Here is a 24666-nt window from a genome sequence, read left to right as displayed (position 1 = left end):
GGCAACACCTTGTCTCCGGCTGAATACAACGCATGTCTACGGATGATCCTTCCGGGGACGGCCACGAGACGGCCGCTGAGGAAGACAGAGAGGGGGTACGGGACAGACTGGAACAGGAGGCCGACCGGGCCGTGGAGGGGTTCGACGACGGGATCGTCGACATCCTCTCGTGGGTGCTCGACACAGAGACGAGAGCGCGTATCTACGTCTACCTCCGTCAGAATCCGGGGAGCACGAGCGAGGAGATCGCGGACGGAACCGGGCTGTATCCGAGCACGGTCCGGGAGGCGCTCGCGGCGCTCACTGAAGAGGGGACACTCGACCGTCGAAAGCGGGAGTCCGATGGGGCCGGTAACAACCCCTACGAGTACACCGCGATGGCGCCGAGCGAGCTGGTCGGCAGCGTCGTCGGCGAGATTCAGGAGGGTCTAAACACCGTGTTCAACCTCGACTGTCACCTCGGTGTCCGAACTGACGAGAACGATGATCCGGTCCAGATAACGGTCGAGGACGACGAGCGCGATTCCTGACACACGCGCGGTCCGGGCCGATCGCCACCGAAGCCACTAAACCGCGGCCGATCGACTCCGATCATATGGATGTCGTATTGGGCGGGACGTTCGATCCGGTGCACGACGGCCACCGGGCGCTGTTCGAACGCGCGTTCGAACTCGGGAACGTAACTGTCGGTCTGACGAGCGACGAACTCGCCCCCAAAACGCGGAGCATCGATCGGTTCGTCCGTCCGTTCGACGAGCGGCGCGCCGACCTCGAAGCGGAACTTCGGACGCTTGCTGACGAGTACGACCGCGAGTTCGAGATCCGAGAGCTGAACGAACCGACCGGGATCGCGACGGAACCGGGATTCGACGTCCTTATCGTCTCGCCCGAGACGAGAGCCGGCGGGGAGTTGGTCAACGACGAGCGGATGGAAAAGGGGCTCCCGCCGCTCGACATCGAGGTCGTCGACCACCGATACGCCGACGACGGCGACGTCATCTCCTCGACGCGCATCGTCGCCGGTGAGATCGACGAACACGGAAACCTCACGCCCGACGCCGACGGCAGATCGCCGGTCCGAGATCAACGTCGGTGATGCCGACCGAACCCGCTGTTTTTTCACCTCCGGTGTCGCACGACCTGACGATGCCTAACCGCACGGACGTCTGTGTTCTCCTCCCGACGCTCAACGAGGCCGAAACTATCGGCTCCGTTGTCGATGGTTTTCACGACGCGGGCTTCGAACACGTTCTCGTCATCGATGGTAACTCCAGCGACGGGACGCGAGACGTTGCGGCAGAACACGGCGCTCGCGTTCGCGTGCAGTCGGGGAAGGGGAAAGGGCAGGCGGTTCGCGAGGGCGTTCGAGCGGTCGATCGACCGTACGTGTTGATGGCCGACGGCGATGGTACCTACCGGCCCGAGGACGCCGACGCGATGCTCGAACCGCTGTTCGATGGGCGGGCCGACCACGTCATCGGCGATCGGTTCGCCGACATGGAGGCGGGCGCGATGACGCGACTCAACGCGGTCGGGAACTCACTGATAAACCGGCTGTTCGCGGCCGTGCACGGCCGGGACCTCCGCGACATCCTCTCGGGGTATCGGGCGTTTACCCGGTCGTCGTTCGAGCGGTTCAACCTCGACGCCGACGGCTTCGGTATCGAGACAGAGTTGGCCGTCGAATGCGTCAGACAGGGCGTCTCGACCGAAGTGGTCCCGATCCGATACGAGGCGCGTCCCGGGGGATCGGAGACGAACCTCAACCCGATCGCCGACGGCGGACGGATCATCCTGACGCTGTACACGCTCACGAAGACGAACAACCCGATCTTCTACTTCGGAAGCGTCGCCGCTATCGGGACGCTCTCCGGATTCGTCGTGGCGGCGTTCGTCGCGTATCGGTACTTCGTCGTCGGGATCTCCCACGAGGTGCTCGCGTTGCTCGCGGCGTTTTTGATCCTGCTTTCGGTGCAACTGCTCATGCTGGGCGTCCTCTCGGACATTATCGTCTCGGTGAACAGAGAGCAGACGCGCCGTCTGGAGGAAGTCGCGGACAAACTACGGGACCTCGAGAAGTAACTGCGCGAGCGCTATCGTTGGGCAACGACGTGTGAAGCGTCGACCCCGCCCCGCTGTCCGCAGCGATTTAACACGTGTACCACGGTTCGGTCGTCTCGTCCGGATGTAGCGTGAGTCCGATATCCTCCCGTTCACAGTCGAAATCCACCGGCAGATCCGGGTCGTACCGCCACGTGTGGTCGACGCCAGTCGAAATGAACGCCCGCACACTCGTTGGGTCGTCTCGATAGCCCCGCGCAAAATGATCGTCTCGACGTCGAGATGCGTGAGTCTCTCCGCGACCGGCCGATGCGCGGTTGGAGGGCTTCGCCGTGTACGTGGTCCCTCGACGAGATAATACTACTGGCTCACGCACGGCGAACGCTTTGGTAGCCGCAGGGATCGATCGCCCCGCCGCGGCTACCCTGATCCGAAAGGCAGGAGCGACCGAAGTTGTCCGACGAGGCTGTTGTTCGCGCGTTCGCGCCGCTCCTCGAAGACCGGATGAAGCGCGTTCATGCATTCCTGTCGCGTCTCGAACGTCGAGTGCGGCGTCGCGTCGAGCGCCTCTGACAGCCGCATTTCGCTCCCCGCCGCGTCGTAGGGAACGCTCGGATCGCCCAACGTTTCGAGTAGTTCATCGCTGGCCATCGGGAAGGTAACATCGGCCCGTTCGAGGTGTTCATCGAGCGCCGCGATGCCGAACGCAACGATCTCGGGACCGCCGTCATCGCGCTGTGGTGGTGGCCGGACTCCCATTGTCGTCCCGTAGAGACCACAGCCACCTAAAGACCCCCGTCTCGACGGCGGTAGACAGACATATTCGCCTCGATCACGACTGGACGAGTATGACCGACTACACCACGGTTTCGATCCCGAAGGCGCTCTCCGAACGCGTCGAGGAGACGATCGAGGGCACGAGCTTTTCGTCGACCAGCGATCTCGTCCGGTTTCTGCTCCGGAGCATCGTCATTCAACACGAAAAACAGGGATCGCTCACGGAGGCGGAGTTCGACGAAATAACCGAGCAGTTGCGCGATCTCGGCTACCTCGAATAGCTCACTCCGAAAGGTCGATCCCGTCGGACGGCGGTTCGGCGTCGACGATCACCATCGATCGCCCGGCCCCCGATCGATCGAACGCTCGCACGTCGTCGATCCCGTAGGGCGGGACCGCGACGAACACGACCTCGTGGAGGTCGTCGGCTTTCGTCACCGCGAGCGTGCCGTCCGGATGCGTGATGAACCGACCGGCCGCTCCGGGCGTCGACAGATCCATCCCGAAGACCGCGGTCACGGATCCACCCGTTTCGGGGAGGTACATGTCGGTGAACACGACCCGATCCGACGGCAGCGCGGCGTCGAGTTCGCTCGCCGGCGTCACCGCGAGCGAGACGGTCACGGAGGCCGGATCGCGATCCTCGGCGAGTTCGAGAAGCGCCGTCAGGAGCGCTCGCGTGATGTGGACCACGGCGACGGTTCGGCCGTCGCGAATATAGGGGTACCGTCCGCGCAGTTCGGTTCAGGCCAATCTGTCGACGGCGCTCTCACCGTCGACGACGAGGTTGTACGCGCCCTCGTCGTCGTTCCAGAGCACGAGGACGTTCTCGAACAGGAGCAGCGAGCCGTAGGGCGCGTCCGCGAGCGTCTCGTTGAGCGCGGAGCGGTCCGTCAACACGGCGTAGTGGTCGACCGCTTCGGAACCGTCGCTGATCTTGAACAGCGGGTGCCCGTCCTCGGCGAGGTCGGGCGACAGTTTCAGCGCGGCGAGGTCGATCCGTTCGGTGACGTGTCGTTCCATCTCCGCCATCTTCGCCACCCGATCGGGGTCGGGTTCGTACTCGATCGCCCGCTGTCCGTCCTTCCGGAGCAGCAAGTACGCGAACTGAACGACCGATTTCGTGTAGGTTCCGTCTCCCGGCGTCGAGTCTCCGTCGACCGACCGATCCTCGTCGAGGCGACGCTGGAACGCCGGCACGTCGACTTTTGGTTTGCGGGTGAACGTCCAGCCGCAGTCTGTCGGTTCGTATCCGTCCCACAGCCGGATCGTCGGGGCGTAGACGGTCAGGTCGGCATTGCGATCGACGACGTCCCGCTCGATCCGCCGAAGCCGCGTCGCGGTCCGCTCCTCAGCCGGCGCGATGGCGAGGACGGTCCCGTCCGGGGCCAGCGAACGGAGATACCGCCCGACGACCTCGACTGGCGACGACAGCTCCGAGAGTACGTTTCCGAAGACGATCAGGTCGTACTCCCCCTCGGGGTCGAACGCCTCGGCGGTTTCGCGGTGAACGGTCGTCGCGAAGCCGCTTCGAGTCCCATCGAGCATCGCCTCGAACACGTCGGCAGCCGCGCTCGGTTCGACGGCGTGGTACTCGACGAGCGTGTCGTCGGGGAGGTAGTCGTGTATCCCGAGCGCCGGTCCGCCCGTGCCAGCGCCGATCTCCAACACACGAAGGTGGCAGGACAGACGTCCGGCGCGGCCGAGTTCGTCGAGCGCGTACTGAATCGCAGCGTAGTAGTCGGGGAGATGATACAGCGCGTACGCGAGCGCGGTCTCCTCGTCGTACGTGACGGACTCGTCGGCGAAGTACGAGACTTTCAGCTGATCGATCAGTTCGCGGAGTCGATCGCCCGACTCGCTGCTCGGCCACCCCGGCCCGTACCGCTCGACGAGTAGCTCCTCGAACCGCCGCGCGTACGCCTCCGGAAACGCCGTGACGCCGCGGAAGGTCGGTCGGATCGTGCCGTCCTCTATCGGGACGAAGGTGCCGTCGTCGCGTTCGCGGATGCCCAATTCGAAGGCGTGCTCGCGCAGCGTCTGTCTGACGACCGCCGGGTGTGGCGTCCTCTCGACGTACTCGAAGATTTCGTCGGGATCGATCGGGCGGACGTTGCGGAGGTACTTCGCCGTGTCGACGATCGACTCGTCGGTCGTCACTGTCCGGCCTCCTCGTACAGTTTGATGAACGTCTCCCGATCGGCCTCGGCGATTCGCGCCGCGGCCTCGGCGACCGAGGTACCGCCGTCGAACCGCGCTTGGATCTCGGCGTACACCTCCGGCGTGTTCCCCACGACGCCGTCGACGAGTTCCGAGAGCGGCCCCGAAAGCGACGTGTGAAATCGTGGATCGACGTCGTCAGCGGCCAGCGCGTACGCCAACACGGCTGTGTGCGCTTTCGCTTGGACGGTCTCCATCGCTCGGTCGTGCGCCGACGGCGTCGTTTCGAACACGTCGTTGCCGGCCCCCGCGAGGGATTCGCGGATCCGATCGATCGTCTGCCCCCCTCGATCCACGACGACAGGGACGTTTCCTGGCGCGTTCGAGGCCGAGAACAGCGGGTGAAAGCTCGCTCGCTCGCGCCCCTCGGCGTGTGATCGCAGCGCGGCCACGGAATCTCGCATCTCGCCGGAGACGTCGACGACGGCTTCGGTCGCTCTGTGGGCGTGCTCGGCGATCGCCCCCGGAACGGCGGACATCGGGACGGCGACACAGACGACGTCGAACGCTTCGTCGGTGTCCAACGGCACGGCGCGTGCGCTCTCGATCGTCGTCGCCGCGGCCCGCGCCGTCTCGGGCTCGCGATCGGCGAACGCGACCGCGGTGGGGCCGCTGTGGCGGGCGAACCATCGGCCCATCTCCCCGGCCCCGACGACCAACAGTTGCATGCACCTCGGTTACTCCCGGTCGTTCAAAAGGAGTTCGTCTTGTTACCCCAGGGTATCCACGCTCGGTATCGGAATGGCGGCTCAGAGGTGGGCGTCGTCACACGGGGCTCGGAGCGGGGGTAAACGCGTCATCACAGCCGCCGCGTGTCGGTACGCGACGGCGGGGTTTGTAGCTTACCGACTCTCGACTGCGAGCGCTTTCGGATACTCGGTCAGGTTCTCGTGGCCGTCCTCGGTGACGACGACCAGATCTTCGATCCGGACGCCCCCGACCGCTGGATCGTACAGCCCCGGCTCGACCGTCACGACGTTTCCGGCCTCGAGTTCGATCGGTTCCTCGGAGATCCGCGGATACTCGTGGATGTCGAGCCCGACGCCGTGTCCCGTCGTGTGGATGAACCCGGTTTCGGTCGTCTCGTCGGCTCGAAGCGTCGGGAGGCCGGCCGCTTCGTACACGTCGCAGACGGCGTCGTGTACGTCGCTCGCCGAGACGCCTGCCTCGATGGCGTCGAGCGCCGCAGTCTGCGCTTCGAGGGTGAGATCGTACCACCGCTCGATGGTGTCGGAGGGCTCGCCGACGCAGAACGTCCGCGTCATGTCGGCGTAGTAGCCCGTCTCCTTCGAGCAGGGGAAGATATCGACGATGATCGCCTCGTCGGGTCGAAGCGGACCGGAGCCTCGATCATGCGGGTCGGCGGCGTCCGCACCGCAGGCGACGATCGTCTCGTCGAGCGCGCAGTCGTTTCGAAGGAGTTCGATCTCGATCTCTCGCTTGACGCGCTCTGCGGTCAGCGGTTCGTCGTCGAGAGATAGCGTTCCGTCGACGGTCTCGGCTGCGGCGAGCAGTTTCTCCGCGCGAGCCATGGCCGATTCGTTGGCCCGCTGAGCCGCTCGGATGTGTTCGACCTCCTCAGCGTGCTTTCTCGCCCGGATCTCCCCGAGTACGCCGTCGATGTCCGCCTGTACGGCCACGTCGCAGCGTCGGAGACCGTCGGCGGTACCGATCGGGAAGTCGGCCGGCACTGCGACCGAGCCGGCGCCGTGAGCGTCGAAAAACGCCGCGAGGGTGCGATACTTTCCCTCGTGAGAGCCGTACTCGGCGACGTTCGATCGGTGGTCGTAGTCGGCGTGTCGCTCGACGGTTTCGGCTCGGGCGGTGCGCTTGGCGCGACCGTACTCCAGCGCGGAGACGAGGAGATGCGTCTCCCCCGTATAGAGCGTGACGAACGGATCGGGCGCGGTGAAACCGGAGAGGTACCGCTGATCAGCGGCGTCGCCGTCGGCCTCAATCAGGTAGCCGTCGACGTCGACCTCGTTGAGGAAGCCGTCGAGTTTCGATAGATCGGGATCCATACGGGTACCCCGCCCGGCGAACACAAAGCGCTTGCCCGAGTCGGCAGGCATTTGCCGGCCGCACGCAACGCGGCGAGTATGGACCTTCGGATCTCACCCTCGCGCGTTCGCGGCACCGCACGCGCCCCGCCATCGAAGAGCTACACGCATCGGGCCGTCCTCGCGGCCGGCTACGCCGATGGCGCGCTCGTCACTAATCCGCTTTTCAGCGCCGACACGAAGGCCACCGCTCGCGCGGTCGAGGCGTACGGTGGGTCGGCCGAACGCCGCGACGGCGACTGGGAGATAACCGGCTTCGACGGCGCTCCTGAAACGCCGGCGGACATCATCGATTGTGCCAACAGCGGCACCACGATGCGGCTCACGACCGCGACCGGCGGGCTCGTCGACGGGCTCACCGTTCTGACCGGCGACGGGTCGCTACGGTCGCGCCCGCAGGGGCCGCTCCTCGACGCGCTGGATCAACTCTGCGTCCGGGCGGATTCGACCCGTGAGAACGGACAGGCACCGCTCGTCGTTGGGGGCGGCACCTCGGGCGGCGACGTGTCCATCCGGGGCGACGTCTCCTCGCAGTACATCACCGGCTTGCTGATGGCCGGCGCTGTCACCGAGGACGGGGTCGCTATCGATCTGACGACGGAGCTCAAATCCGCGCCGTACGTCGACATCACGCTCGACGTGCTCGACGCGTTCGGCGTCGAAGCGACGGTCGTCGGCGGCGACGACTCGGAGATCCGCGCCTCGGGTGCGGACGGCTTCGAGATCGAGGGCGGACAATCCTACGCGCCCGACGGCGGCAGCTACGACGTGCCGGGCGACTTCTCGTCGATGTCGTACCTGCTCGCCGCGGGGGCGATCGCGGGCGACGACGAACTCACCGTCGAGGGCGCGTATCCGAGCGCACAGGGTGATTCGAAGATCGTCTCGATCCTCGAATCGATGGGCGCGGCTATCGAGTGGGATCGGACGGCCGGAGCGATCGCGGTCGGTCGATCGTCCCTCGAAGGCATCGAGGTCGAGGTCGCCGACACGCCAGATCTCTTGCCGACGATCGCCGCGCTCGGCGCTGCAGCCGAGGGGACCACGCGGATCACCGATTGCGCGCACGTTCGACTGAAGGAGACGGATCGGGTGGCCGCCATGGCGACCGAACTCGAACGGATGGGTGTCGAGACGGAGGAGTACGAGGACGAACTCGTCGTTCACGGCGGCGGTCTGACGGGTGCCACGGTTCGCGGTCACGAGGACCACCGGATCATCATGTCGCTCGCGGTCGCGGCGCTCGTCGCCGACGGCGAAACGACGATCGAGGGTGCCGAGGACGTGGACGTGTCGTTCCCGAACTTCTTCGACGTGTTCGCGGCGCTCGGCGTCGAGTGTACCGAGGCGTAGCCCCGACTCGGCCGGCGCGCTCCTGTACCCGCTCGGGTTCGTCTGCACCATCATCGGCGGCTATCAGCTGTACACCGAGAACGCGCTCCCGCCGGTCGCGCTGACCTTACAGCGGCTGGCGCCGATCCCGACCCTGCTCCGCCACTGGCTGATCGTGCTGGCGGGCAACTTCGTTGGGGACGGTCTCGGTGCGCTTGCGCTGGGGTACGGCGGCGTGTTCGACGACGCGACCCCCGAGGTCGAACTCCTCCACGTCGTCGAGGCAACGACCGATCGCCTGGCGGGCGAGCGGTTCCTCACAGAGTAGGCCACCGATTACGAACTGGACGACCCGACAATAACTGTCGGCGATTCCGGGAACATCGACCGGGCGATAAAACGGCGTACGTCGGATTGTAGGATGCTGTTGCTCGGCGTGACCGAGCAGGGACTGCTCTCGCGGTTGGTGTACGACTCGCTGCACTTCGACGTCGTCAAGTAGGCCGATTGCTCCGTGCTCCTCGCCGAGCGTCTCTCAAAGCGATCCCTCCGCGATCGGCTGTTCGGTCAGGGTGCCGGCGAACAGCGCCCCGGCGAAGCGTTTCGAGACCGGACCGAGGACGCCGTCGCGGAGAACTGATCGCTCTCCCCGGTCGGTCACAAAGGTGCAAGGAGGAAGCCCACGGCTTTAGCCGTGGGAGGAATCCGACGTGGTTATCTCGTCCGGGCGAAGCCGTGCGCCCCGTTTCGACCCGCCGTGGTTTCACGCACTTTCATGAACTCGGCGTTCCCTCTGGCGGTCTCGAGGTCTCGGGCACCGCCGTAGGAGAGCCCGGACCTGATCCCCGCCGCGAACTCCCTGAGTCGGGGACCGGCGGGACCGACGTACTCGGTGACGGCCTCGACGCCTTCGGAGGCTTCGACCGTGCTGTCTTTATCCTCGCGGTCCTCGGCGGCGGCGGCGGTCGACATCCCCCGCGAGCGCTTGTACCGCTGGCCATCGTTCTCGATGATCTCTCCGGGCGACTCCGCGCAGCCGGCGAAGTAGCCACCCATCATCACCGCGTCCGCGCCGACGAGGAGCGCCTTCACGGCGTCCCCGGAGGTCCGGATCCCGCCGTCGGCGATCATCGTGACGCCGCACTCCCGGGCCGCGGCGGCACACCGCTCGACCGCGGTGAACTGCGGGACGCCGAACCCGGTGACCTCCCTGGTCGTACAGTGCGACCCGGGGCCGACGCCGACCTTCACGCAGTCGGCCCCGGCGTCGGCCAGATCCTTCACGCCCGCTTCGGTGGCCACGTTGCCGGCACAGATCGACGTGTCGGGGAACGCGGCCGCCAGTTCGGCCGTCGCCTCGATCGTGCGCTCCATGTGTCCGTGAGCGACGTCGAGGACGAGCAGCGCGGCCCCGGCGTCGACGAGCGCCGCCGCGCGGTCGAGGTGGTCCTCGGCGATCCCGATCGCGCCGGTCGCCGGAACGTCGTCTTCGACGACCTCCCTGACCATCCGCGCCTGTTCGTCGATCGGGAGGAACCGGTGGATGACGCCCAAACCGCCGGATTCACCGATTACGCGCGCCATCTCGGCCTCGGTGACGGTGTCCATCGCGGCGGTCACGACGGGAACCGAAAGTTCGAGGTCGTTCGCCAGTTCGGTCGTCAGATCGACGTCGTCGCGGCTCCCGACGGGCGAGCGCTGTGGAACCGCCAGCACGTCGTCGTAGGAGAGCCCCGTTTCGTATGACATGTGCAAACCCTCACAAGGTATCGGTTCCACTGTGATAAGCGCGTCGGTCGTCACGTGGCGTGTTCGCTCTCGCGGCACACGACTGCACAACGATTTTGACTCCGCTGACCGATTCGCCAGCGATGAACGACTCGGCCTCGCTCTCGACGATGCAACTGTACGGTGCGACGATCGCGATCGTTTCGGGACTCTACTCGGCGTATTTCTCGGTTTCCGGAGCGCAGATGAGCACGGGCGCGTGGTTCATGCTCGCGCTCGGTCTCGTGGTCATCGCCCACGGGATTGTTCTGCTGACTCCCACCGCGACCCGGCTCGGCGCTGCGAGCGGTCCGCTCATGCTCGGCTACGCGGGACTCATGCTCCTCAATCAGCTTCGGCTCTCGATGAGTTGGACGGTCGCGGGGATGGGCGGCGGTGGGATGGATGGAATGGGTTCATCGAGCATGCGAATGGACGGGATGGCTCCCGCCAGCGAGATGGCGATGATGGGTGCCGACGCGGGGATGGTTGCCATCGCCGTCATCATGCTCGCCAGCGGCCTCATCATGACCGTTCGACGCGGGATGATGGCGACCGGCGAGTGAGCGTCCGGCGCTCGTCGGATCTCACGAGTAGAAAACCTAAACCGTCCCCGTCCGTACGGTCCGGTAATGAACGGAAATCGATTCGGTCAGCTCTTTCAGGTGACGACCTACGGCGAGAGCCACGGCGAGGCGATGGGCGTCACGGTCTCGGGCTGTCCGGCCGGCGTCGAACTCGGCGAGGACTCGATTCAGCACGAACTCGACCGGCGAAAGCCCGGCCAATCGAAGATCACGACGAGCCGCGGCGAACCCGACGAGGTGACGGTCAACTCCGGCACGCAGGACGGCTACACGACCGGGACGCCGATCGGGATGGTCATCCAGAACAAGGACGCCCGCTCGGGCAAGTATGAGCCGTTCATCACGGCGCCGAGGCCGAGCCACGGCGATTTTACCTACTCCGCGAAGTTCGGAACCCGGAACTGGGGCGGCGGTGGTCGCTCCTCTGCGCGCGAAACGGTCAACTGGGTCGCCGCGGGCGCGGTCGCCCAGCAGGTGCTCGACCAGTCCGACCACGACGTACAGATCAAAGCTCACGTCAACCAGATCGGCGATATCGAAGCGCCCGACGTGAGCTTCGAGGAGATGCTTGAACACACCGAGGAGAACGACGTTCGGTGCGCCCACCCCGAGACGGCCGAGCGCATGCGCGAGCTGATCGACGAGTATCAGAAAGCGGGCGATTCGATCGGCGGCTCGATCGCCTTCGAGGTCCGCGGCGTCCCCCGCGGCCTCGGCGCGCCGCGGTTCGACTCGTTCCCGTCGCGGCTCGGGCAGGCGCTGTTCTCCGTCCCCGCCACGACGCACGTCGAGTTCGGCTTAGGCGCAGACGCCCGGACGGTCGCCGGCTCCGACAGAAACGACGACTGGACGTTCGACGAGGGCGACCACCCCGACACGGTCAGCGAGGCGGGCGACCCCGTGCCCGTCGGCAACGACCACGGCGGCCTGCAGGGCGGCATCACGACCGGCCAGCCGATCTGGGGCGAGGCGACGTGGCACGCGCCGACTTCGATTCCCAAAGCCCAACAGACCGCCGACTGGGAGACCGGCGAGATCGTCGACGACGCGCAGGTCATCGGCCGCCACGACCCCGTGTTGCCACCGCGCGGCGTCCCGGTCGTCGAGGCGATGCTGTACCTGACCGTGCTCGACTTCATGCTGTTGGGCGGCCGGATCAATCCCGATCGGATCGACGATCGTCCGGGCGAGTACGACACCGACTACCACCCATCGAGCCCGCGAAACGAGTAGACCGACCGCGAACGGCACGGCCGCGTGAGCGGTCGGTCACGGTACCGCACAGTCTCGTTCTCGCTGATGGATAACTCGCCTACACCGTTTATACCGCTTACTGCGAACCAGTCGTCGGATGGGGCCGCTGGAATGGATCATCGGGTCGACGATCGGGATCAGCCTTACCGCGTGGGTCGGCGTTTTGACGCTGTTCTTCCGCGAGGAGTTGCTCGACAAGGTCCTGTTGGGACTGGTCGCGCTGGCCGCCGGCAGCCTCCTCGGCGGGGCGTTCATTCACCTCCTCCCCCGGGCGATCGCCGAAGCCGGGACCGCCGATACGCTACCGCTGTTTCTGTACCTCCTCGGTGGCTTCTGTCTATTTTACGTGCTCGAACAGTTTCTCCACTGGCAGCACCACCACTCGGCTTCGCACGAACGCAAGCCGGTTTCGTATCTCGTGTTGGTCTCCGATACGTTGCACAACTTCATCGACGGCCTCGTCATCGCCGGCGCGTTCCTTGTCGGGACGCCGCTGGGGGTCGTCACGACGCTGGCCATCGCGTTACACGAGATCCCACAGGAGATCGGTGACTTTGGCGTCCTCGTCTACGGCGGGTTCGAGCGGCGTCGGGCGCTCGTTCTCAACTACGCGACGCAGTCGACAGTCATCCTTGGCGGGATCGTCGGCTTCTGGCTCAACGACGTGCTCACCGGGCTGCCGGTGGTCCTCCTCCCGTTCGCGGCGGGGAACTTCATCTATATCGCGAGCTCCGATCTGATCCCCGAGATCAAATCGGAGGCGAACGTGATCCGATCGACGCTGTACTTTCTCGTCTTCCTCGTCGGTATCGCGCTCATGCTCGGCGTGCGGCTGCTTCGCGGTGCGATCGGGTGACGGGGCGGGCGTTTCGACGGTCGTTCACAGCAACTCTTCGAGCGCGGACAGCACCTGCCGATTCTCCGCAGGTCTGGCCGTCGTAAGTCGCATGAACCCCGACCCGAGACGCGCGTCGTCGAGCGGCTTGACGTAGATATCTCGCTCGCGGATCTTCGAGGCGATCTCGCTCGCGTCGTGAGGGGCGAAATCCGCGAGGAAAAAATACGTCTCGGACGGGAACGTCCGAACGCCCAACGCCTCGATCTCCGTTGCGAACTCCTCTCGCCACGCGCGCAACCGGTCGATCCGATCGCGAATCGTCTCCTCGTGCCGTAGCGTCGCGACCGCGGCCGCTTGACTCGGACGGGTGAGCGGGTAGGCGTCGTTACGTCGATCGAACTCCGCGGCGACCGATTTCGGAAAGACGCCGTACCCGACCCGAAAGCCCGCCAGGCTGTGCGCTTTCGAGAGCGTTCGCGTGACCAGCAGGTTCCGGTGGCGAGGGACCAGATCGACGACGGATTCGCCCGCCACGTCGATGAACGCCTCGTCGACGAGAAAGCGGGTGTCGGGGTGGCCCTCGAGCAGTGCCGGGAGCCGCGCCATGTCGAACGTCCCGCCGTTCGGATTGTTCGGATTGACGATGACTGCCAGCGTGGTCCCGTCCGGCACTTCGAGTCGACCGAGATCGTACCGAAAGTCGTCTTCGGGCCGGAGTCGGGTTTCGGTGTAGCGTTCGGCGATCTCCGGAAACAGCGGGTACGTCGGGGTGAGTAAGTGGACGTGTTTTCCGAAGCGATCGAACAGCTGTCGCAAGATCAACTCCGAACCGGCGTTGACGTGGAGGTTCTCCTCGGGGACGTCGAGCTTCTCGGCGAGGAGCGTCCGAAGCGGCTTCGAGTGCGGTTCCGTGTAGTAGTTGCTCCTCGGCACTTCGTCGACAGCGGCGTCGATAGCGGCCTCGATCGGCGGTAACGGGTTCTCACAGAGCAGCAGTTTGATCCCCTGGAACGTTCCACCCCCCTTCTCGATCGTCGATGGGTCGTCCATACGCATACATTGGTGGCTGGTAGCAAGTAGCTAGTCCCGAACTCCGGGGCGACCGGCGCGGCGATTCGGATGGCTGGTTTGATGTAGCGAGCCGCTGAATGCCGAGCTATGTCATCACAGACGAGCCGCGACGTGGTGTTACCGTTCGGCCAGTACGACGACGTGTCGGGTCCCGTCGAACTCGCCCAGTACGCCGAGGACCTCGACTACGGCTTCGTGACGACCGGGGAGACGACCGGCTGGAACGTCCCGATGATCCTTGGAGCCATCGCCCGCGAAACCGACGAGATCGGCATCACGAACGACGTGATATCGCCGTATTCGCGGTCGCCGTCGCTCATCGGCCAGACCGCCGTGACGATGCAGGAACTGAGCGGCGGCCGATACAGACTTCGGATCGGCGCATCCTCGCCGGCGCTGGCCGAGCAGTGGCATGGGCTCGAGTTCGACCGGCCGCTCCGTCGGATCCGCGAGGCGGTCGAGATCGTGCGGCAGGTCCAATCCGGCGAGCGCCTCGAGTACGACGGCGATATCTACACGCCCGACGGGCTGGCGCTGAGCTGTGAGCCCCCCGATGAGCCGGCCCCCGTCGACGTCGCTGCCCTCGGCCCGAAATCGACCGAGATGGCGGGGCGATTCGCCGACGGGTGGGTCCCCCAACTCATCCCCTACGACGGCTTCATCGACCGACTCGACGACCTCGAGCGCGGGGCGGAACTCGGAGACAGAAGCGTCGACGACATCCGAGTCGCCTACACGATCCGATGCTGTGCGCTCGACGACGGCGAGACGGCGCGTGACTACGCCCGGTCGCAGGTCGCGTTCATGATCGCGCTGTACGGACCCTTCTACCGGCAGGCGATCGCCGACGCCGGGTGGGAGGACGTGGCGGAGACCGTCCGCGAAACGTGGCTCGACGGCGACAAAGCCGAGGCGATCGCCGCGGTCCCCGACGAACTGTTGGATCAGGTAGCCGCCGCCGGAACGCCCGAGCGCGCGAACGAACTGATCGAGCGCTTCGAGGCGATCGACGCAGTCGACGCGGTGCAGATCGGGTTCTTCGACGGAATGGACGAAGACGAGCGACGGCGGACGCTCGACGCGCTCGCGCCCTGAGACGCCCGTGGATCCGGGTGGATGTATCATCTTCCGCTGCGCCGCCGCTTCGTCGCGTGCGTCTCGGCGACCACCGTTCGCCCCGCGGGAGACGGCGGGGCTTCCCACGCCCGCACCGCAATGCGCTGGTTTGGGAACGTACGTTTACGACCCGACGTGCCGATGGGAGTGCCACGCCCCCGTTACTCCTATTCCGTAGGGACTCGGAGGTACCTGATTGTTTAACGTCGGTCTGGTTGTCCGAAGGCTTACTTTTTGATGAGGCAAAGACCAAGTCAACTGCCAGTTTGCGGACAGTCAATCACGATGAAGAACCACCGCAACGACAATCCCAGAAACGCAGTGTGGGCACTTGTGCCTTTAGTTGCTCATTCGAGCCGCTTGCAGCGCGAGTTCGACGTGGTGAATCGGGTCGGCGTCGACAGTGGGACCGTGCCCGACATACATCGTCGAGAGCGAGCCGTCGACCGCCGACAGCAGGTACTCGATGCTTTCGATCAGTTTGGTGTGGTCGCCCTCCGGCAGATCCGTCCGACCGAAGCCGCCGTTGGCGAACACCAGATCGCCCGCGAAGAGCGTGCCAGCGGCCGGCGAGTGCAAACAGACGTGGTCGTTCTTGTGGCCGGGCGTGTGGAGTACGTCGTAGCGGTCGTCGCCGATCGCCACGGCGTCCCCGTCGGCGATCGCGTGATCGACGAGGTCGCGGTCTGGGTCGAACCCCCAGACGGCCACCTCGAACGCGTCGACGACCGATTCGACGTTGCCGATGTGATCCGGATGTGTGTGCGTGAGGACGATCGCATCGAGCGCGTCGACCGCGTCGCCGATCCGATCGACGGCGTCGAAGTTGCTCCCGGCGTCGACGAGGACGGTCCTGTCGCCCTCGACGAGAAAGGCGTTGCTGGTGAACGAGTGGACGCCGCGCGCGATGTTTCGAACGGTGGGCATACGATGGGTATCGAGCCAGTCCGCTTTTGTGTTTCCACTGACGGTTACGCCGAGCGGAGCCGCGCGATCGGAACGGAGAGACCGAGGGCGGATGCGGCGACTGCGGCGATCGCGACGAACGCGGCACCGACGCCGACCGTTTCGATGACGTAGCCGAACACCGGCGGGGCGACCACGCCACCGGCCGAGATCCCGAGCGTGATGAGCGCGAAGTTCTTTCCGACATCCGTCCGCTGCGATGCCATGTCGGTCAGGGTCGCCCGTGCTGGGCGGGAGAGATCGACCGTCGCCGCCAGAAGCGAGACGGCAGCGACCGCGGCCAACATGGGTAGCCGTCCGATCCCGACCACCGTCGTGAGCGCGACGAGCGCACTATACCCGACGAACAGCATCGCCATCGGCCCGACTCGATCGGCGAGGTACCCGCCGCCAAGCAGCACGACCGCCCCGATGACGAGCATCGCGGTCACGACGGTGTTGGCAGCGCCGGCCGAGAGGCCGTATCCGAGATCCAACAGCGTCGCGGCGTAGGTTCGGATTCCCCAGATCGAGACGCTATTGACGAACCACAGCGCGGTGAGAAGCAGGACGAGCGGCGACGAGACGAGCGTTCGGCCGTAGCTTCCGAGCCGACCGCTGAGCGTCTCTTCGTCCGACGATCCGGTCTCGTCGGCCGCTCGCGCGTCCGCCCCCGCGTGGGAGATCGAGCGCGGGATTCGTCGAACCGCGAGTACCGTCAGGAGAGTGTATACGAGGCCCAGCGCCGCGACCGCCGCGACCGCCGCTCGCCACCCGAGTCCGATGGCGACCGCCGCCGACACGACGGCAAACGGGAGCGCCAGTCCGAGCGCACCGGCGAATCCGTGAATACTGTACGCGCGCGATCGGTATTCGTCGGTGGTCGCCGCCGCGATGAGCGGGTAGTGCGCTGGGTGGTGACCCGAGACGCCGAGACCGATGACGACGGCCGAGGCGATGAGCCACTCGTAGGTCGGCGCGATCGCAGCGAGGACGCAGCCGACGGTACCGACAACGAGCGAGCCGACGAGAACGGCCGTGTGGCTGTACGTATCGGAGACGTACCCGAGCGGGAGCTGGCCGGCCGTGACAGCCATGTTCACCACCCCGAGTGAGAGGCCCACCGCGGCGAGCGAGACGCCGAACTCGGCGCGCAGGAGGGGAAAGGCCGGCGCGAAAAGCAGCATGTACGCGTGGTTAACGACGTGAGAGCCGGCGACGAGCCCGATGACGAACTGGACCGGTCGGCGTGTCACGACGGTCGTTCGAAACGGCCGGACAAATCGCTTCGGATCTCCGTGTCGGGGCCAGGTCGATCCGATCTAGTGGGCAGTAACGGACACCCGTTCGACGGATGTTCTGGTGGGCACGACCGTGCCCCCGGCGCGACGGACGGCACGGCGAAGACGATCGGGGGTGACGCCAGCTTGGCTGGCCGCCGTCTGCAGATCCAGTGTCTCGCCTTCGTACAGTGCCATCGCGGTCTGCAACGCGTGCTGTTTCATATCCACACTGACGATCGTGGAGATTATAATAGTATCGAGAGATAATATATCAACCAATGACATTATATTTCAAACTGTATTATAGATCATTATATTAATACTGCCGCGTGTTCGGGCCTCGACTACCCCACGGTGGCTCGCAACGTTTTAGTTGGCGCTGCGTTCGTATTCTGTATGGAGCACGCCGACGAACTGTTGGAGCTTCTGTGTGAGAACGCCCGATACGAGACGTCAGATCTCGCTCGACTCACCGATCTCTCGGAGGCAACAGTCGAGGAGACGATCGCGGAGCTCGAAGCAGACGGTATCATCCAGGGGTACACGGCAGTCGTCGATTGGGACGCGGTCAGCGACGACCGCGTGCAGGCGCACGTCGAACTCAACGTCACGTTGGATCGCGAGACCAGCTACCGCGATGTCGCCGAACGCGTCGCCGGGTTCCGCGAAGTGCAGGGGCTCCGGCTCGTCTCCGGCGACTACGATTTCGCCCTCGAAGTCGAGGGTGAGAACATGCGCGAGGTGTCCCGGTTCATCAGCGACAAGGTCGCCCCGCTGCCGGAGATCACCCAGACGGTCACCCACTACATCATGGAGACGTACAAACAGAGCGGTCATCGTTTCGACGACGGGGACGACGACGATCGTCTCTCGGTCACGCCATGAGCCTGACGCCGTCCGAGCGGGTCGTGGACGTGCCGCCGTCGGGGATCCGCCGCTTTTTCGAACTCGCAGAGGAGATGGACGACGTCATCTCGTTGGGGGTCGGCGAGCCGGACTTCTCCACGCCGTGGTCCGCTCGCGAGGCCGCGATCACCTCGCTCGAACGCGGGCAAACGTCCTACACCGCCAATCGAGGCAAGCGCGAACTCCGCGAGGAGATCGCGTCGGACGTGCGACGGTGGAACCTCGAGTACGACCCGGACACCGAGATCCTGGTCACCGCCGGTGCGAGCGAGGCGATCGACCTCGCGTTCCGCGCGCTGGTCGATCCCGGCGACACCGTCGCCGTCGCGCAGCCGTCGTACGTCTCGTACGTCCCCGGTGTCACGTTCTCGGGCGGCGAGGTGCTCGACGTCCCCACACGCGTCGAGGACGAGTTCAAACTCACCCCGGAGGTTCTCTCGGCGGCCGGCGCGGAGGTGGCCGACCTGCTCGTCTACTGCTATCCGAACAATCCGACGGGGGCGACGATGAACCGCGAGGAACTCGCCGCAGTCGCCGACTTCTGTCTCGAACACGACGTCGCGGTCCTCGCCGACGAGATCTACGCGGACCTCACCTACGAGGGCGACCACGTCTCGATCGCCGAGTTCGACGGGATGCGCGAGCGAACGGTCGTGTTCAACGGCTTTTCGAAGTCCCACGCGATGACCGGGCTCCGACTCGGCTATGCGCTGGGGCCCGAGCACGCCATCGCCGCGATGAACCGGGTCCATCAGTACACGATGCTCTCGGCCCCGACGACGGCCCAACACGCCGGCATCGAGGCGCTTCGCAACTGTCGGGAGGACGTCGTCGATATGCGGACCCAGTACGACCGCCGTCGCCGGTTCGTGCTCTCGCGCTTTTCGGAGATGGGGATCGACTGCTTCGAGGCGACCGGCGCGTTCTACGTCTTCCCGGAGTGCCCGGGCGACGACGCCGAGCAGTTCGCCGAGGATCTCCTCGAAGCCGAGTCCGTCGCGATGGTGCCCGGTAACGCCTTCGGCGTCGGCGCTGATGGTCACCTCCGGGCCTCCTATGCGACCGGCCTCAGTGATCTCAAAGAGGCGATGGATCGCCTCGAACGCTTCGTTTCGTAGCGTCGAAGTCGAGTAAAACACCGCCTTTTGAACGACTCACGTATCGATTCCGAGTCAACCCTTTTTCAACGAGACGGTGAACAACGAGCATAATGGCGACTAACGATTCGGACGAGGGAGCCGACGGGAACTCGCTCCCCGAAACCGGCGAGGGACCGGCGTCCGAATCGACCGAGGAGGGGACGTCTTCGACTGTCTCCGACGACCCCGACGCGGACGCCGCTGCGGGCATCGACCAAGACGTTGACGAAGATACTGACGAAAACACCGACGCCGATTCCGCTGCGATCGACCCCGATACCGATATACAGTCCCACTCTGACTCCGACACCGAAGACGACGCCGAGGACGACACGGATACCGAAGACGAGGACGATCTCCTGCCACCTGTCACCGTCGGCCGCTACGGCTGGGAGGCGTTCAAGCGCGAGTACTACTACGACGAGGAGGGGAATCCGCCCGAGGAGGGAAAGCCATCCGAGGTGGTACCCTTCGACCCCGAACCGTATCTCGGGTTCGACCCGGCCGAGACGGAACCACGACTCGGGAGCGGCGCAACTGCGTCCGAACTGCTCGCAGAGATCGAAGACGAACGCACCGTCCGTGTCGACCCCGATCTCGACGAGGACGAGTTTTTTTCGAACGCCGACGGGACCACCACCGTCGTCACCCGGTACGATCTGGAGAAAGCCGTCCCGAGCGAAAAAAAGGGACACTTCCGCGAGGTCGACCGGTACTGGGTTCACAAGCCGTACGCGTTCGTGGTCATCTTTCACTCCGAAAAGGAGAACGAGAAGAAGTACTACCTCGTCGACCCGTATCTCACCGACATCGAGTCCGAGCTGCGGGAGTTCCTCGTCGGGAAGCTCAAGACCGCGATTAAGTACTCCGACGACGACGTCGTCGTTCAGGGCGATTCTGACGCTAGAGCCGAGGTGATCGAGACCGAGACGCACACGCTCCTCGAACGGTATGGACTGTACGCCGAGGAAGCTCGTCCGGACTCCGGCGGCCTGCTCGATTCGGCCCGCGACCTCGTCGGATTCGGCTGCGAGGAGGAGGACGCCGAGGACGGGCCACAGGAGCTACAGGGTATTTCGGTCCGTCCCGAGCCCGCGCTCATGGAGGAGGATTCCCCAACGCTCACGGAGCACCAGATCGAGAAGCTCTCTTACTATCTCAAACGTGATTTCGTCGGCTTCGAGCGGATCGACGGCATCAAACACGACATCAACGTCGAGGACATCTCCTGTGACGGATACAACTCCCCGGTGTTCGTCTACCACTCCGAGTACGAACAGATCATCTCGAACGTCTATCACGGCGAAGATGAACTCGACGAGTTCGTCGTCAAACTCGCTCAGCGGTCCGGAAAAGGGATCTCGAAGCGGAGCCCGCAGGTCGACGCGACGCTGCCGGACGGCTCGCGGGCCCAGCTCACGCTCGGCCGCGAGGTCTCAGACCACGGAACCAACTACACGATCCGGCAGTTCAAGGACGTCCCGTTCACGCCGATCGACCTGATCAACTGGAACACCTTCTCGCTCGACGAGATGGCCTTCCTCTGGCTCTGCATCGAAAACCAGAAGTCGGTCGTCTTCGCCGGCGGGACGGCGTCCGGGAAGACCACCTCGCTGAACGCGGTGTCGCTTTTCATCCCGAGCAAGGCGAAGATCGTCTCGATCGAGGACACCCGCGAGGTCGAACTCCCGCAGCGAAACTGGATCGCGAGCGTCACCCGCCCGTCGTTCAGCGACGACGACAAGGGCGACGTCGACGAGTTCGACCTCCTCGAAGCCGCGCTCCGACAGCGCCCCGAGTACATCGTCATGGGCGAGATCCGGGGCGATGAGGGTCGAACGCTGTTTCAGGTCATGTCCACCGGCCACACCACGCTGACGACGTTCCACGCTGACTCCGTCGGCGAAGTGATAAAGCGGTTCACCACCGAGCCGATCAACGTCTCGAAGACGATGTTCACCGCGCTGGATCTCGTGTCGATCCAGACGCAAACCCGCGTGCAGGACAATAAGGTCAGGCGGAACAAATCGCTCACCGAGATCAACCACTACGATCCCGAAAACGACGAGATCAACGTCCAGGATGTCTACCAGTGGCAGGCGGAGACGGACGAGTACCTCAAGATGGGCCAATCAAACACCCTCGACGGGATCGCCTTCGATCGCGGGTGGCGCTACGATCGACTCGAGAGCGAACTGCTCGTCCGCGAGATCGTCCTCGCGTACCTCATTCACGAGGGACTAAACACGTACACGCAGGTCGCGGCGACCCTGCAGGCGTTCCTCAACGACCCCGAGACAATCCTGACGCTCATCGCAACCGACGACCTGGAGCGCTCCCTCGAGGACCTCCGCGAGATGGAGTCCGTCGAGATCGACATCGACCCTGACAAGGAGGCGATGGTCCCGCGACCGGACGCGAGCGAGGAGATGCTCGAGGAAACGAAGAGGATCCTCGAAAGAGCCGATCCGGTCCTCGAGGAGTATCGCGGCCCCGAGCCCGGGGTCGACATCGTCGATGCACTCGACATCGACGCTGTTGACGACATCGAGGTGGGCGGGTTCGGCGACGACAGATCGGAATCGGCCGACGACGGCTTCGAGTCCGGCGCGGAATCGGATCTGCGGACGGAGTTCGATCTCGATTCGGGATTCGGCGCCGAGTCGGACGTCGACGCGGGGTCGGACACTACCTCCAATCCGGGTTCACCGTTCGGCGCTGGATCGGAGTCCGCCGACGGATCGGACATCCCTAACCTCGATGATCTCCGCTCTGGTGGGGACGACGACACCGACCCATGAGCGTCGAATCCGCACCGCGATCGAGGTGGATGGACGTCCTCGCCGACGTGTGTTACCCGCTCACCCGGCGACTCTTCGACGACGGGAGCGACTTCGTCGGCAACCTCGAACGGAAGCTCGCGGAGGCACGGATCGCTCAGACCGTCGAGTTGTATCTCTCGAAATCGCTCGCGATCGGGCTCATCGCGGGCGGCGTTCTGTGGCTCCTCGGGACGCTTCTCGGGTGGCTACTCGTCACGCTTGTCATCACCGAGCCGCCCGTCCTCCTTGGATTGCCGTTTCCGGAGCCGTACCTCTCGATTGTCAATTCGTTAAAACTACCGCTGTTGATCGTGTTCTCCGGGCTCGTCTTCGGCTCGATCGGGTTCGGAGCGGGGTTCGGTGGGATGATCGCCAAACCGTACCTCGACGCCGACGCCCGAAAGCGCGAGATCAACGTCCTGCTCTCGGACTCGGTCTCGTTCATGTACGCGCTGTCGGTGGGCGGGCTCAACCAACTCGAGATTCTTCAGTCGATGGCGCGCGCCGACGACACCTACGGCGAGGTGGCAAAGGAGTTCCAGTCGATAGTCCTCGAGACCGAGTATTTCGACACCGACTACCGGACTGCGGTCCGGAATCAGGCGATGCAGACGCCCTCGGATGAGCTGAGCCAGTTCCTCACGGACATGCTTTCGATCATCAACTCCGGCGGCGACATGGAGCGATTCCTGGAGGATCAAAAAGAAAAGCACATGCGGACCTCGAAACAGGAGCAGGAGGTCGTCCTCGAGACACTAGAACTTTTCGGGGAGATGTACATGACGCTGTCGCTGTTCCCGCTGCTTCTCATCATCATCCTCGTCATCATGTCGATGCTCGGTGAGGCACAGGATACGCTGCTATACGGTACGGTTTACGGACTCATCCCGCTCATCGGAGCCGGCTTTCTGGTACTCGTCTCGACGGTCGTCGCCGACGAGGTCGGCGATGGCTACCTCCGTGGGGACGACGATGCTCCCGCCGAGGGGTCCGGCGGCATGTTCTCGCTCGGCCTCGTCGAGGCGTACGCCGGTCGGTACTCGGTCTTCGATCGGATCAAGTCCCGGGAGGGCACGTACGTCACGGGCAAGATCCTCAAACAGCCGCACCTGTTCTTCCGGGATCACCCCCTGGCGGTGCTCGCGATTACGCTCCCACCCTCGCTCGTGCTCGTCACCGTGTCGGTCACCGCTGGGGCGGCCCCGACCTCGGTACAGGGGATGATCGACGAGCCGATCCTTGGAACGTTTCTGTGGGTCTACCTCCCGCTGTATCTCAATCTCATCCCGCTCGTGGCGTTCCACGAGTGGAACGTCCGGTCGCGCCGGAGGGTCACCAACAACCTCTCGGACAACCTCCGGAAGCTCTCGAGCGCCAACGACACCGGGATGACGATCCTCGAATCGCTGAAGATCGTCGCGGACACCTCGTCAGGACGACTCTCGAACGAGTTCCGGATGATGTACGCGAAGGTGAACTACGGAACGAGCCTCCGGACGGCGCTCCGGGAGTTCAACAACCGATACCACATCCCGCGACTTGCCCGGACCGTCAAACTCATTTCGAAGGCCCAAGAGGCCTCCAGTCAGATCACCCAGGTCCTCTCGACGGCGGCGCAGGCCTCCGAGAACCAGGACGATATCGAACGCGATCGGAAGTCCAGAACGCGGATGCAGATGGTCATCATCATCATGACGTACGTCACGCTGCTCGGCGTGATGGCGCTTCTCAAAGTGGAGTTCCTCGATACGATGGCCGCGCTGGTCGACAGCACCGGTGGTGGAGGCGGCGGCGCGCCGGGGGTCGGCGGCGGATTCGGCGGCGGCCTCGACATCGACGAGCTAACGATGCTGTTTTTCCACGCCGTCACGATACAGGGGATCATCTCAGGCGTCATCGCGGGCTACATCCGCGAGGTGAGCATCCTGGCCAGCCTGAAGTTCGTCGTCGTGTTGCCGACGCTCGCGCTGGTGGTGTTCATGTTCATATGAGAGGACGAGCGCGCGGACAGACGACGCTCGATTTCGCTGTCGGAACCGGCGTGTTCCTCCTCGCCGTGCTCTTCGTCGTCACCTACGCGCCCACGATGTTCGACCCCTTCACGAGTGGGACGGGGACGAAGCTCATCGTCGCCGATCGAGCGGCGACGACGCTCTCGGGCGACGTGCTCGCCACCTCGACAGCGGCCCCCGGAACGCTCGCGCTCGGTTGTGTCGCCGAACTCTTCGATGAGTCCGTCGACGGGGCGACCTGTTCTGCGACCGCCGACTTCGACGATCTCGATGGGCTCCTCTCGCTCGACGGGCGGCACGCCGAGGTGACGATCCACGAACTCGGGAACCCGATCTCGACGCCGGCATCGCCCGGCTGGGCGACCGGCGACCTCCAGCGGGAGACTGACGATTCGACGCCGACCGACGCTGCCGTCGCGGCGCGGACTATCTCGATCGACAGCCACCGGTATCGACTCACGGTTCGGGTGTGGTAG

26 protein-coding genes and 1 pseudogene are annotated in these 24666 nt (G+C 64.9%); 15 read left to right on the top strand and 12 right to left on the bottom strand.

The annotated features are described in order from the left end of the window. Positions 1-32: 32 nt before the first annotated feature. The 3 genes from DM868_RS02875 to aglJ all read left to right on the top strand — a co-directional run bounded on the left by DM868_RS02875 (position 33) and on the right by aglJ (position 2082). Positions 33-530 (top strand): winged helix-turn-helix domain-containing protein, encoded by a 498-nt coding sequence (locus DM868_RS02875; protein ID WP_137275342.1) that lies wholly within the window; start codon positions 33-35, stop codon positions 528-530. A gap of 65 nt (positions 531-595) precedes the next feature. Further along, complete coding sequence (locus tag DM868_RS02870) at positions 596-1096, top strand: phosphopantetheine adenylyltransferase (protein ID WP_137275341.1); 501 nt, start codon at positions 596-598, stop codon at positions 1094-1096. Positions 1097-1146: 50 nt separating this feature from the next. Next, the gene (gene aglJ / locus DM868_RS02865) at positions 1147-2082 is read left to right on the top strand and encodes an S-layer glycoprotein N-glycosyltransferase AglJ (protein ID WP_137275340.1); all 936 of its coding nucleotides are present in this window, start codon (positions 1147-1149) and stop codon (positions 2080-2082) included. Positions 2083-2149: 67 nt separating this feature from the next. On the opposite strand, the gene DM868_RS15010 is transcribed toward aglJ, so the two are convergent. Continuing rightward, positions 2150-2290 (bottom strand): hypothetical protein, encoded by a 141-nt coding sequence (locus tag DM868_RS15010; RefSeq protein ID WP_170964411.1) that lies wholly within the window; start codon positions 2288-2290, stop codon positions 2150-2152. Positions 2291-2481: 191 nt separating this feature from the next. Continuing rightward, on the bottom strand, positions 2482-2820 hold the full coding sequence (locus DM868_RS02860; protein ID WP_137275339.1) for a DUF5789 family protein: 339 nt from the start codon (positions 2818-2820) through the stop codon (positions 2482-2484). 89 nt (positions 2821-2909) lie between these two features. Between DM868_RS02860 and DM868_RS02855 the strand changes: the two genes are divergently transcribed. Further along, the gene (locus DM868_RS02855; RefSeq protein WP_137275338.1) at positions 2910-3119 is read left to right on the top strand and encodes a ribbon-helix-helix domain-containing protein; all 210 of its coding nucleotides are present in this window, start codon (positions 2910-2912) and stop codon (positions 3117-3119) included. Between the two features lies 1 nt (position 3120). On the opposite strand, the gene DM868_RS02850 is transcribed toward DM868_RS02855, so the two are convergent. From DM868_RS02850 to DM868_RS02835, 4 genes are all read right to left on the bottom strand, one after another. Then, positions 3121-3531 carry a hypothetical protein gene (locus DM868_RS02850; RefSeq protein ID WP_137275337.1) on the bottom strand — a complete coding sequence of 137 codons (411 nt, stop codon included), beginning with the start codon at positions 3529-3531 and terminating at the stop codon, positions 3121-3123. A 51-nt stretch (positions 3532-3582) separates the two neighbouring features. Then, entirely contained in the window at positions 3583-4998 is a 1416-nt protein-coding gene (locus DM868_RS02845) for a small ribosomal subunit Rsm22 family protein (RefSeq protein WP_137275336.1), read from the bottom strand. Continuing rightward, entirely contained in the window at positions 4995-5726 is a 732-nt protein-coding gene (locus DM868_RS02840; RefSeq protein WP_137275335.1) for an NAD(P)-binding domain-containing protein, read from the bottom strand. Before DM868_RS02840 ends, DM868_RS02845 begins: the two co-directional genes overlap by 4 nt. Positions 5727-5900: 174 nt before the next feature. Further along, on the bottom strand, positions 5901-7079 hold the full coding sequence (locus DM868_RS02835) for a M24 family metallopeptidase (protein WP_137275334.1): 1179 nt from the start codon (positions 7077-7079) through the stop codon (positions 5901-5903). Between the two features lie 78 nt (positions 7080-7157). On the opposite strand from DM868_RS02835, the gene aroA reads away from it, so the two are divergent. After that, positions 7158-8471 carry a 3-phosphoshikimate 1-carboxyvinyltransferase gene (aroA, locus tag DM868_RS02830; protein WP_137275333.1) on the top strand — a complete coding sequence of 438 codons (1314 nt, stop codon included), beginning with the start codon at positions 7158-7160 and terminating at the stop codon, positions 8469-8471. A 19-nt stretch (positions 8472-8490) separates the two neighbouring features. Beyond that, positions 8491-8697 (top strand): annotated as a pseudogene (locus DM868_RS15745) (formate/nitrite transporter family protein); the annotation flags it as partial. Positions 8698-8985: 288 nt separating this feature from the next. Here DM868_RS15745 and DM868_RS15610 read toward each other — a convergent pair. Together DM868_RS15610 and DM868_RS02820 are read right to left on the bottom strand one after the other, a co-directional pair. Then, entirely contained in the window at positions 8986-9111 is a 126-nt protein-coding gene (locus tag DM868_RS15610) for a hypothetical protein (RefSeq protein WP_281280668.1), read from the bottom strand. 53 nt (positions 9112-9164) lie between these two features. Beyond that, a complete protein-coding gene (locus DM868_RS02820; RefSeq protein ID WP_137275332.1) occupies positions 9165-10199 on the bottom strand; it encodes a guanosine monophosphate reductase in 1035 nt (344 codons plus the stop codon). A 122-nt stretch (positions 10200-10321) separates the two neighbouring features. Between DM868_RS02820 and DM868_RS02815 the strand changes: the two genes are divergently transcribed. The 3 genes from DM868_RS02815 to DM868_RS02805 all read left to right on the top strand — a co-directional run bounded on the left by DM868_RS02815 (position 10322) and on the right by DM868_RS02805 (position 12914). Beyond that, complete coding sequence (locus DM868_RS02815) at positions 10322-10783, top strand: hypothetical protein (RefSeq protein ID WP_137275331.1); 462 nt, start codon at positions 10322-10324, stop codon at positions 10781-10783. 66 nt (positions 10784-10849) lie between these two features. After that, complete coding sequence (gene aroC, locus DM868_RS02810; RefSeq protein ID WP_137275330.1) at positions 10850-12037, top strand: chorismate synthase; 1188 nt, start codon at positions 10850-10852, stop codon at positions 12035-12037. 118 nt (positions 12038-12155) lie between these two features. Beyond that, positions 12156-12914: a ZIP family metal transporter gene (locus tag DM868_RS02805; protein WP_137275329.1), complete on the top strand. Its 759-nt coding sequence runs from the start codon at positions 12156-12158 to the stop codon at positions 12912-12914. A gap of 24 nt (positions 12915-12938) precedes the next feature. Here DM868_RS02805 and DM868_RS02800 read toward each other — a convergent pair whose 3' ends face one another. Further along, complete coding sequence (locus DM868_RS02800; protein ID WP_137275328.1) at positions 12939-13946, bottom strand: pyridoxal phosphate-dependent aminotransferase; 1008 nt, start codon at positions 13944-13946, stop codon at positions 12939-12941. 108 nt (positions 13947-14054) lie between these two features. On the opposite strand from DM868_RS02800, the gene DM868_RS02795 reads away from it, so the two are divergent. Then, positions 14055-15062, top strand: a complete 1008-nt coding sequence (locus DM868_RS02795) for a TIGR04024 family LLM class F420-dependent oxidoreductase (RefSeq protein WP_137275327.1) — start codon at positions 14055-14057, stop codon at positions 15060-15062. Between the two features lie 360 nt (positions 15063-15422). Here the strand turns inward: DM868_RS02795 and DM868_RS02790 are convergent, their stop codons facing one another. From DM868_RS02790 to DM868_RS15005, 3 genes are all read right to left on the bottom strand, one after another. Beyond that, positions 15423-16010: an MBL fold metallo-hydrolase gene (locus DM868_RS02790; RefSeq protein ID WP_137275326.1), complete on the bottom strand. Its 588-nt coding sequence runs from the start codon at positions 16008-16010 to the stop codon at positions 15423-15425. 44 nt (positions 16011-16054) lie between these two features. Continuing rightward, positions 16055-17284 (bottom strand): MFS transporter, encoded by a 1230-nt coding sequence (locus tag DM868_RS02785; protein ID WP_137275325.1) that lies wholly within the window; start codon positions 17282-17284, stop codon positions 16055-16057. Positions 17285-17350: 66 nt separating this feature from the next. Continuing rightward, on the bottom strand, positions 17351-17506 hold the full coding sequence (locus DM868_RS15005; protein WP_170964410.1) for a hypothetical protein: 156 nt from the start codon (positions 17504-17506) through the stop codon (positions 17351-17353). 201 nt (positions 17507-17707) lie between these two features. Between DM868_RS15005 and DM868_RS02780 the strand changes: the two genes are divergently transcribed. From DM868_RS02780 to DM868_RS02760, 5 genes are all read left to right on the top strand, one after another. Continuing rightward, a complete protein-coding gene (locus tag DM868_RS02780) occupies positions 17708-18196 on the top strand; it encodes an Lrp/AsnC family transcriptional regulator (RefSeq protein ID WP_137275324.1) in 489 nt (162 codons plus the stop codon). After that, a complete protein-coding gene (locus DM868_RS02775; RefSeq protein WP_137275323.1) occupies positions 18193-19335 on the top strand; it encodes a pyridoxal phosphate-dependent aminotransferase in 1143 nt (380 codons plus the stop codon). Before DM868_RS02780 ends, DM868_RS02775 begins: the two co-directional genes overlap by 4 nt. A 92-nt stretch (positions 19336-19427) precedes the next feature. Next, entirely contained in the window at positions 19428-22157 is a 2730-nt protein-coding gene (locus tag DM868_RS02770; protein ID WP_137275322.1) for a type II/IV secretion system ATPase subunit, read from the top strand. Further along, complete coding sequence (locus tag DM868_RS02765; RefSeq protein ID WP_137275321.1) at positions 22154-24169, top strand: type II secretion system F family protein; 2016 nt, start codon at positions 22154-22156, stop codon at positions 24167-24169. The genes DM868_RS02770 and DM868_RS02765 overlap by 4 nt, the downstream gene beginning before the upstream one ends. Beyond that, on the top strand, positions 24166-24666 hold the full coding sequence (locus DM868_RS02760) for a DUF7287 family protein (RefSeq protein ID WP_137275320.1): 501 nt from the start codon (positions 24166-24168) through the stop codon (positions 24664-24666). Before DM868_RS02765 ends, DM868_RS02760 begins: the two co-directional genes overlap by 4 nt.

Origin of the sequence: Natronomonas salsuginis (genome assembly GCF_005239135.1) — an archaeon.
Classification (GTDB): domain Archaea; phylum Halobacteriota; class Halobacteria; order Halobacteriales; family Haloarculaceae; genus Natronomonas; species Natronomonas salsuginis.
The sequence above is the reverse complement of the archived record's forward strand: the minus strand, read 5'-3'. Positions and strand labels throughout refer to the sequence as shown.

Excerpts from the sequence above, each read along its gene's own strand:
- DM868_RS02870 (WP_137275341.1), top strand. The coding sequence starts at position 596 with ATGGATGTCGTATTGGGCGGGACGTTCGATCCGGTGCACGACGGCCAC.
- aroC (WP_137275330.1), top strand. The coding sequence starts at position 10,850 with ATGAACGGAAATCGATTCGGTCAGCTCTTTCAGGTGACGACCTACGGC.
- DM868_RS02840 (WP_137275335.1), bottom strand. The coding sequence starts at position 5,726 with ATGCAACTGTTGGTCGTCGGGGCCGGGGAGATGGGCCGATGGTTCGCC.
- DM868_RS02855 (WP_137275338.1), top strand. The coding sequence starts at position 2,910 with ATGACCGACTACACCACGGTTTCGATCCCGAAGGCGCTCTCCGAACGC.
- DM868_RS02820 (WP_137275332.1), bottom strand. The coding sequence starts at position 10,199 with ATGTCATACGAAACGGGGCTCTCCTACGACGACGTGCTGGCGGTTCCA.
- DM868_RS02835 (WP_137275334.1), bottom strand. The coding sequence starts at position 7,079 with ATGGATCCCGATCTATCGAAACTCGACGGCTTCCTCAACGAGGTCGAC.
- DM868_RS02805 (WP_137275329.1), top strand. The coding sequence starts at position 12,156 with ATGGGGCCGCTGGAATGGATCATCGGGTCGACGATCGGGATCAGCCTT.
- DM868_RS02795 (WP_137275327.1), top strand. The coding sequence starts at position 14,055 with ATGTCATCACAGACGAGCCGCGACGTGGTGTTACCGTTCGGCCAGTAC.
- DM868_RS02780 (WP_137275324.1), top strand. The coding sequence starts at position 17,708 with ATGGAGCACGCCGACGAACTGTTGGAGCTTCTGTGTGAGAACGCCCGA.
- DM868_RS02860 (WP_137275339.1), bottom strand. The coding sequence starts at position 2,820 with ATGGGAGTCCGGCCACCACCACAGCGCGATGACGGCGGTCCCGAGATC.
- DM868_RS02815 (WP_137275331.1), top strand. The coding sequence starts at position 10,322 with ATGAACGACTCGGCCTCGCTCTCGACGATGCAACTGTACGGTGCGACG.
- DM868_RS15005 (WP_170964410.1), bottom strand. The coding sequence starts at position 17,506 with ATGGCACTGTACGAAGGCGAGACACTGGATCTGCAGACGGCGGCCAGC.
- aroA (WP_137275333.1), top strand. The coding sequence starts at position 7,158 with ATGGACCTTCGGATCTCACCCTCGCGCGTTCGCGGCACCGCACGCGCC.
- DM868_RS02875 (WP_137275342.1), top strand. The coding sequence starts at position 33 with ATGTCTACGGATGATCCTTCCGGGGACGGCCACGAGACGGCCGCTGAG.
- DM868_RS02790 (WP_137275326.1), bottom strand. The coding sequence starts at position 16,010 with ATGCCCACCGTTCGAAACATCGCGCGCGGCGTCCACTCGTTCACCAGC.
- aglJ (WP_137275340.1), top strand. The coding sequence starts at position 1,147 with ATGCCTAACCGCACGGACGTCTGTGTTCTCCTCCCGACGCTCAACGAG.
- DM868_RS02760 (WP_137275320.1), top strand. The coding sequence starts at position 24,166 with ATGAGAGGACGAGCGCGCGGACAGACGACGCTCGATTTCGCTGTCGGA.
- DM868_RS02765 (WP_137275321.1), top strand. The coding sequence starts at position 22,154 with ATGAGCGTCGAATCCGCACCGCGATCGAGGTGGATGGACGTCCTCGCC.
- DM868_RS02800 (WP_137275328.1), bottom strand. The coding sequence starts at position 13,946 with ATGGACGACCCATCGACGATCGAGAAGGGGGGTGGAACGTTCCAGGGG.
- DM868_RS02775 (WP_137275323.1), top strand. The coding sequence starts at position 18,193 with ATGAGCCTGACGCCGTCCGAGCGGGTCGTGGACGTGCCGCCGTCGGGG.
- DM868_RS02770 (WP_137275322.1), top strand. The coding sequence starts at position 19,428 with ATGGCGACTAACGATTCGGACGAGGGAGCCGACGGGAACTCGCTCCCC.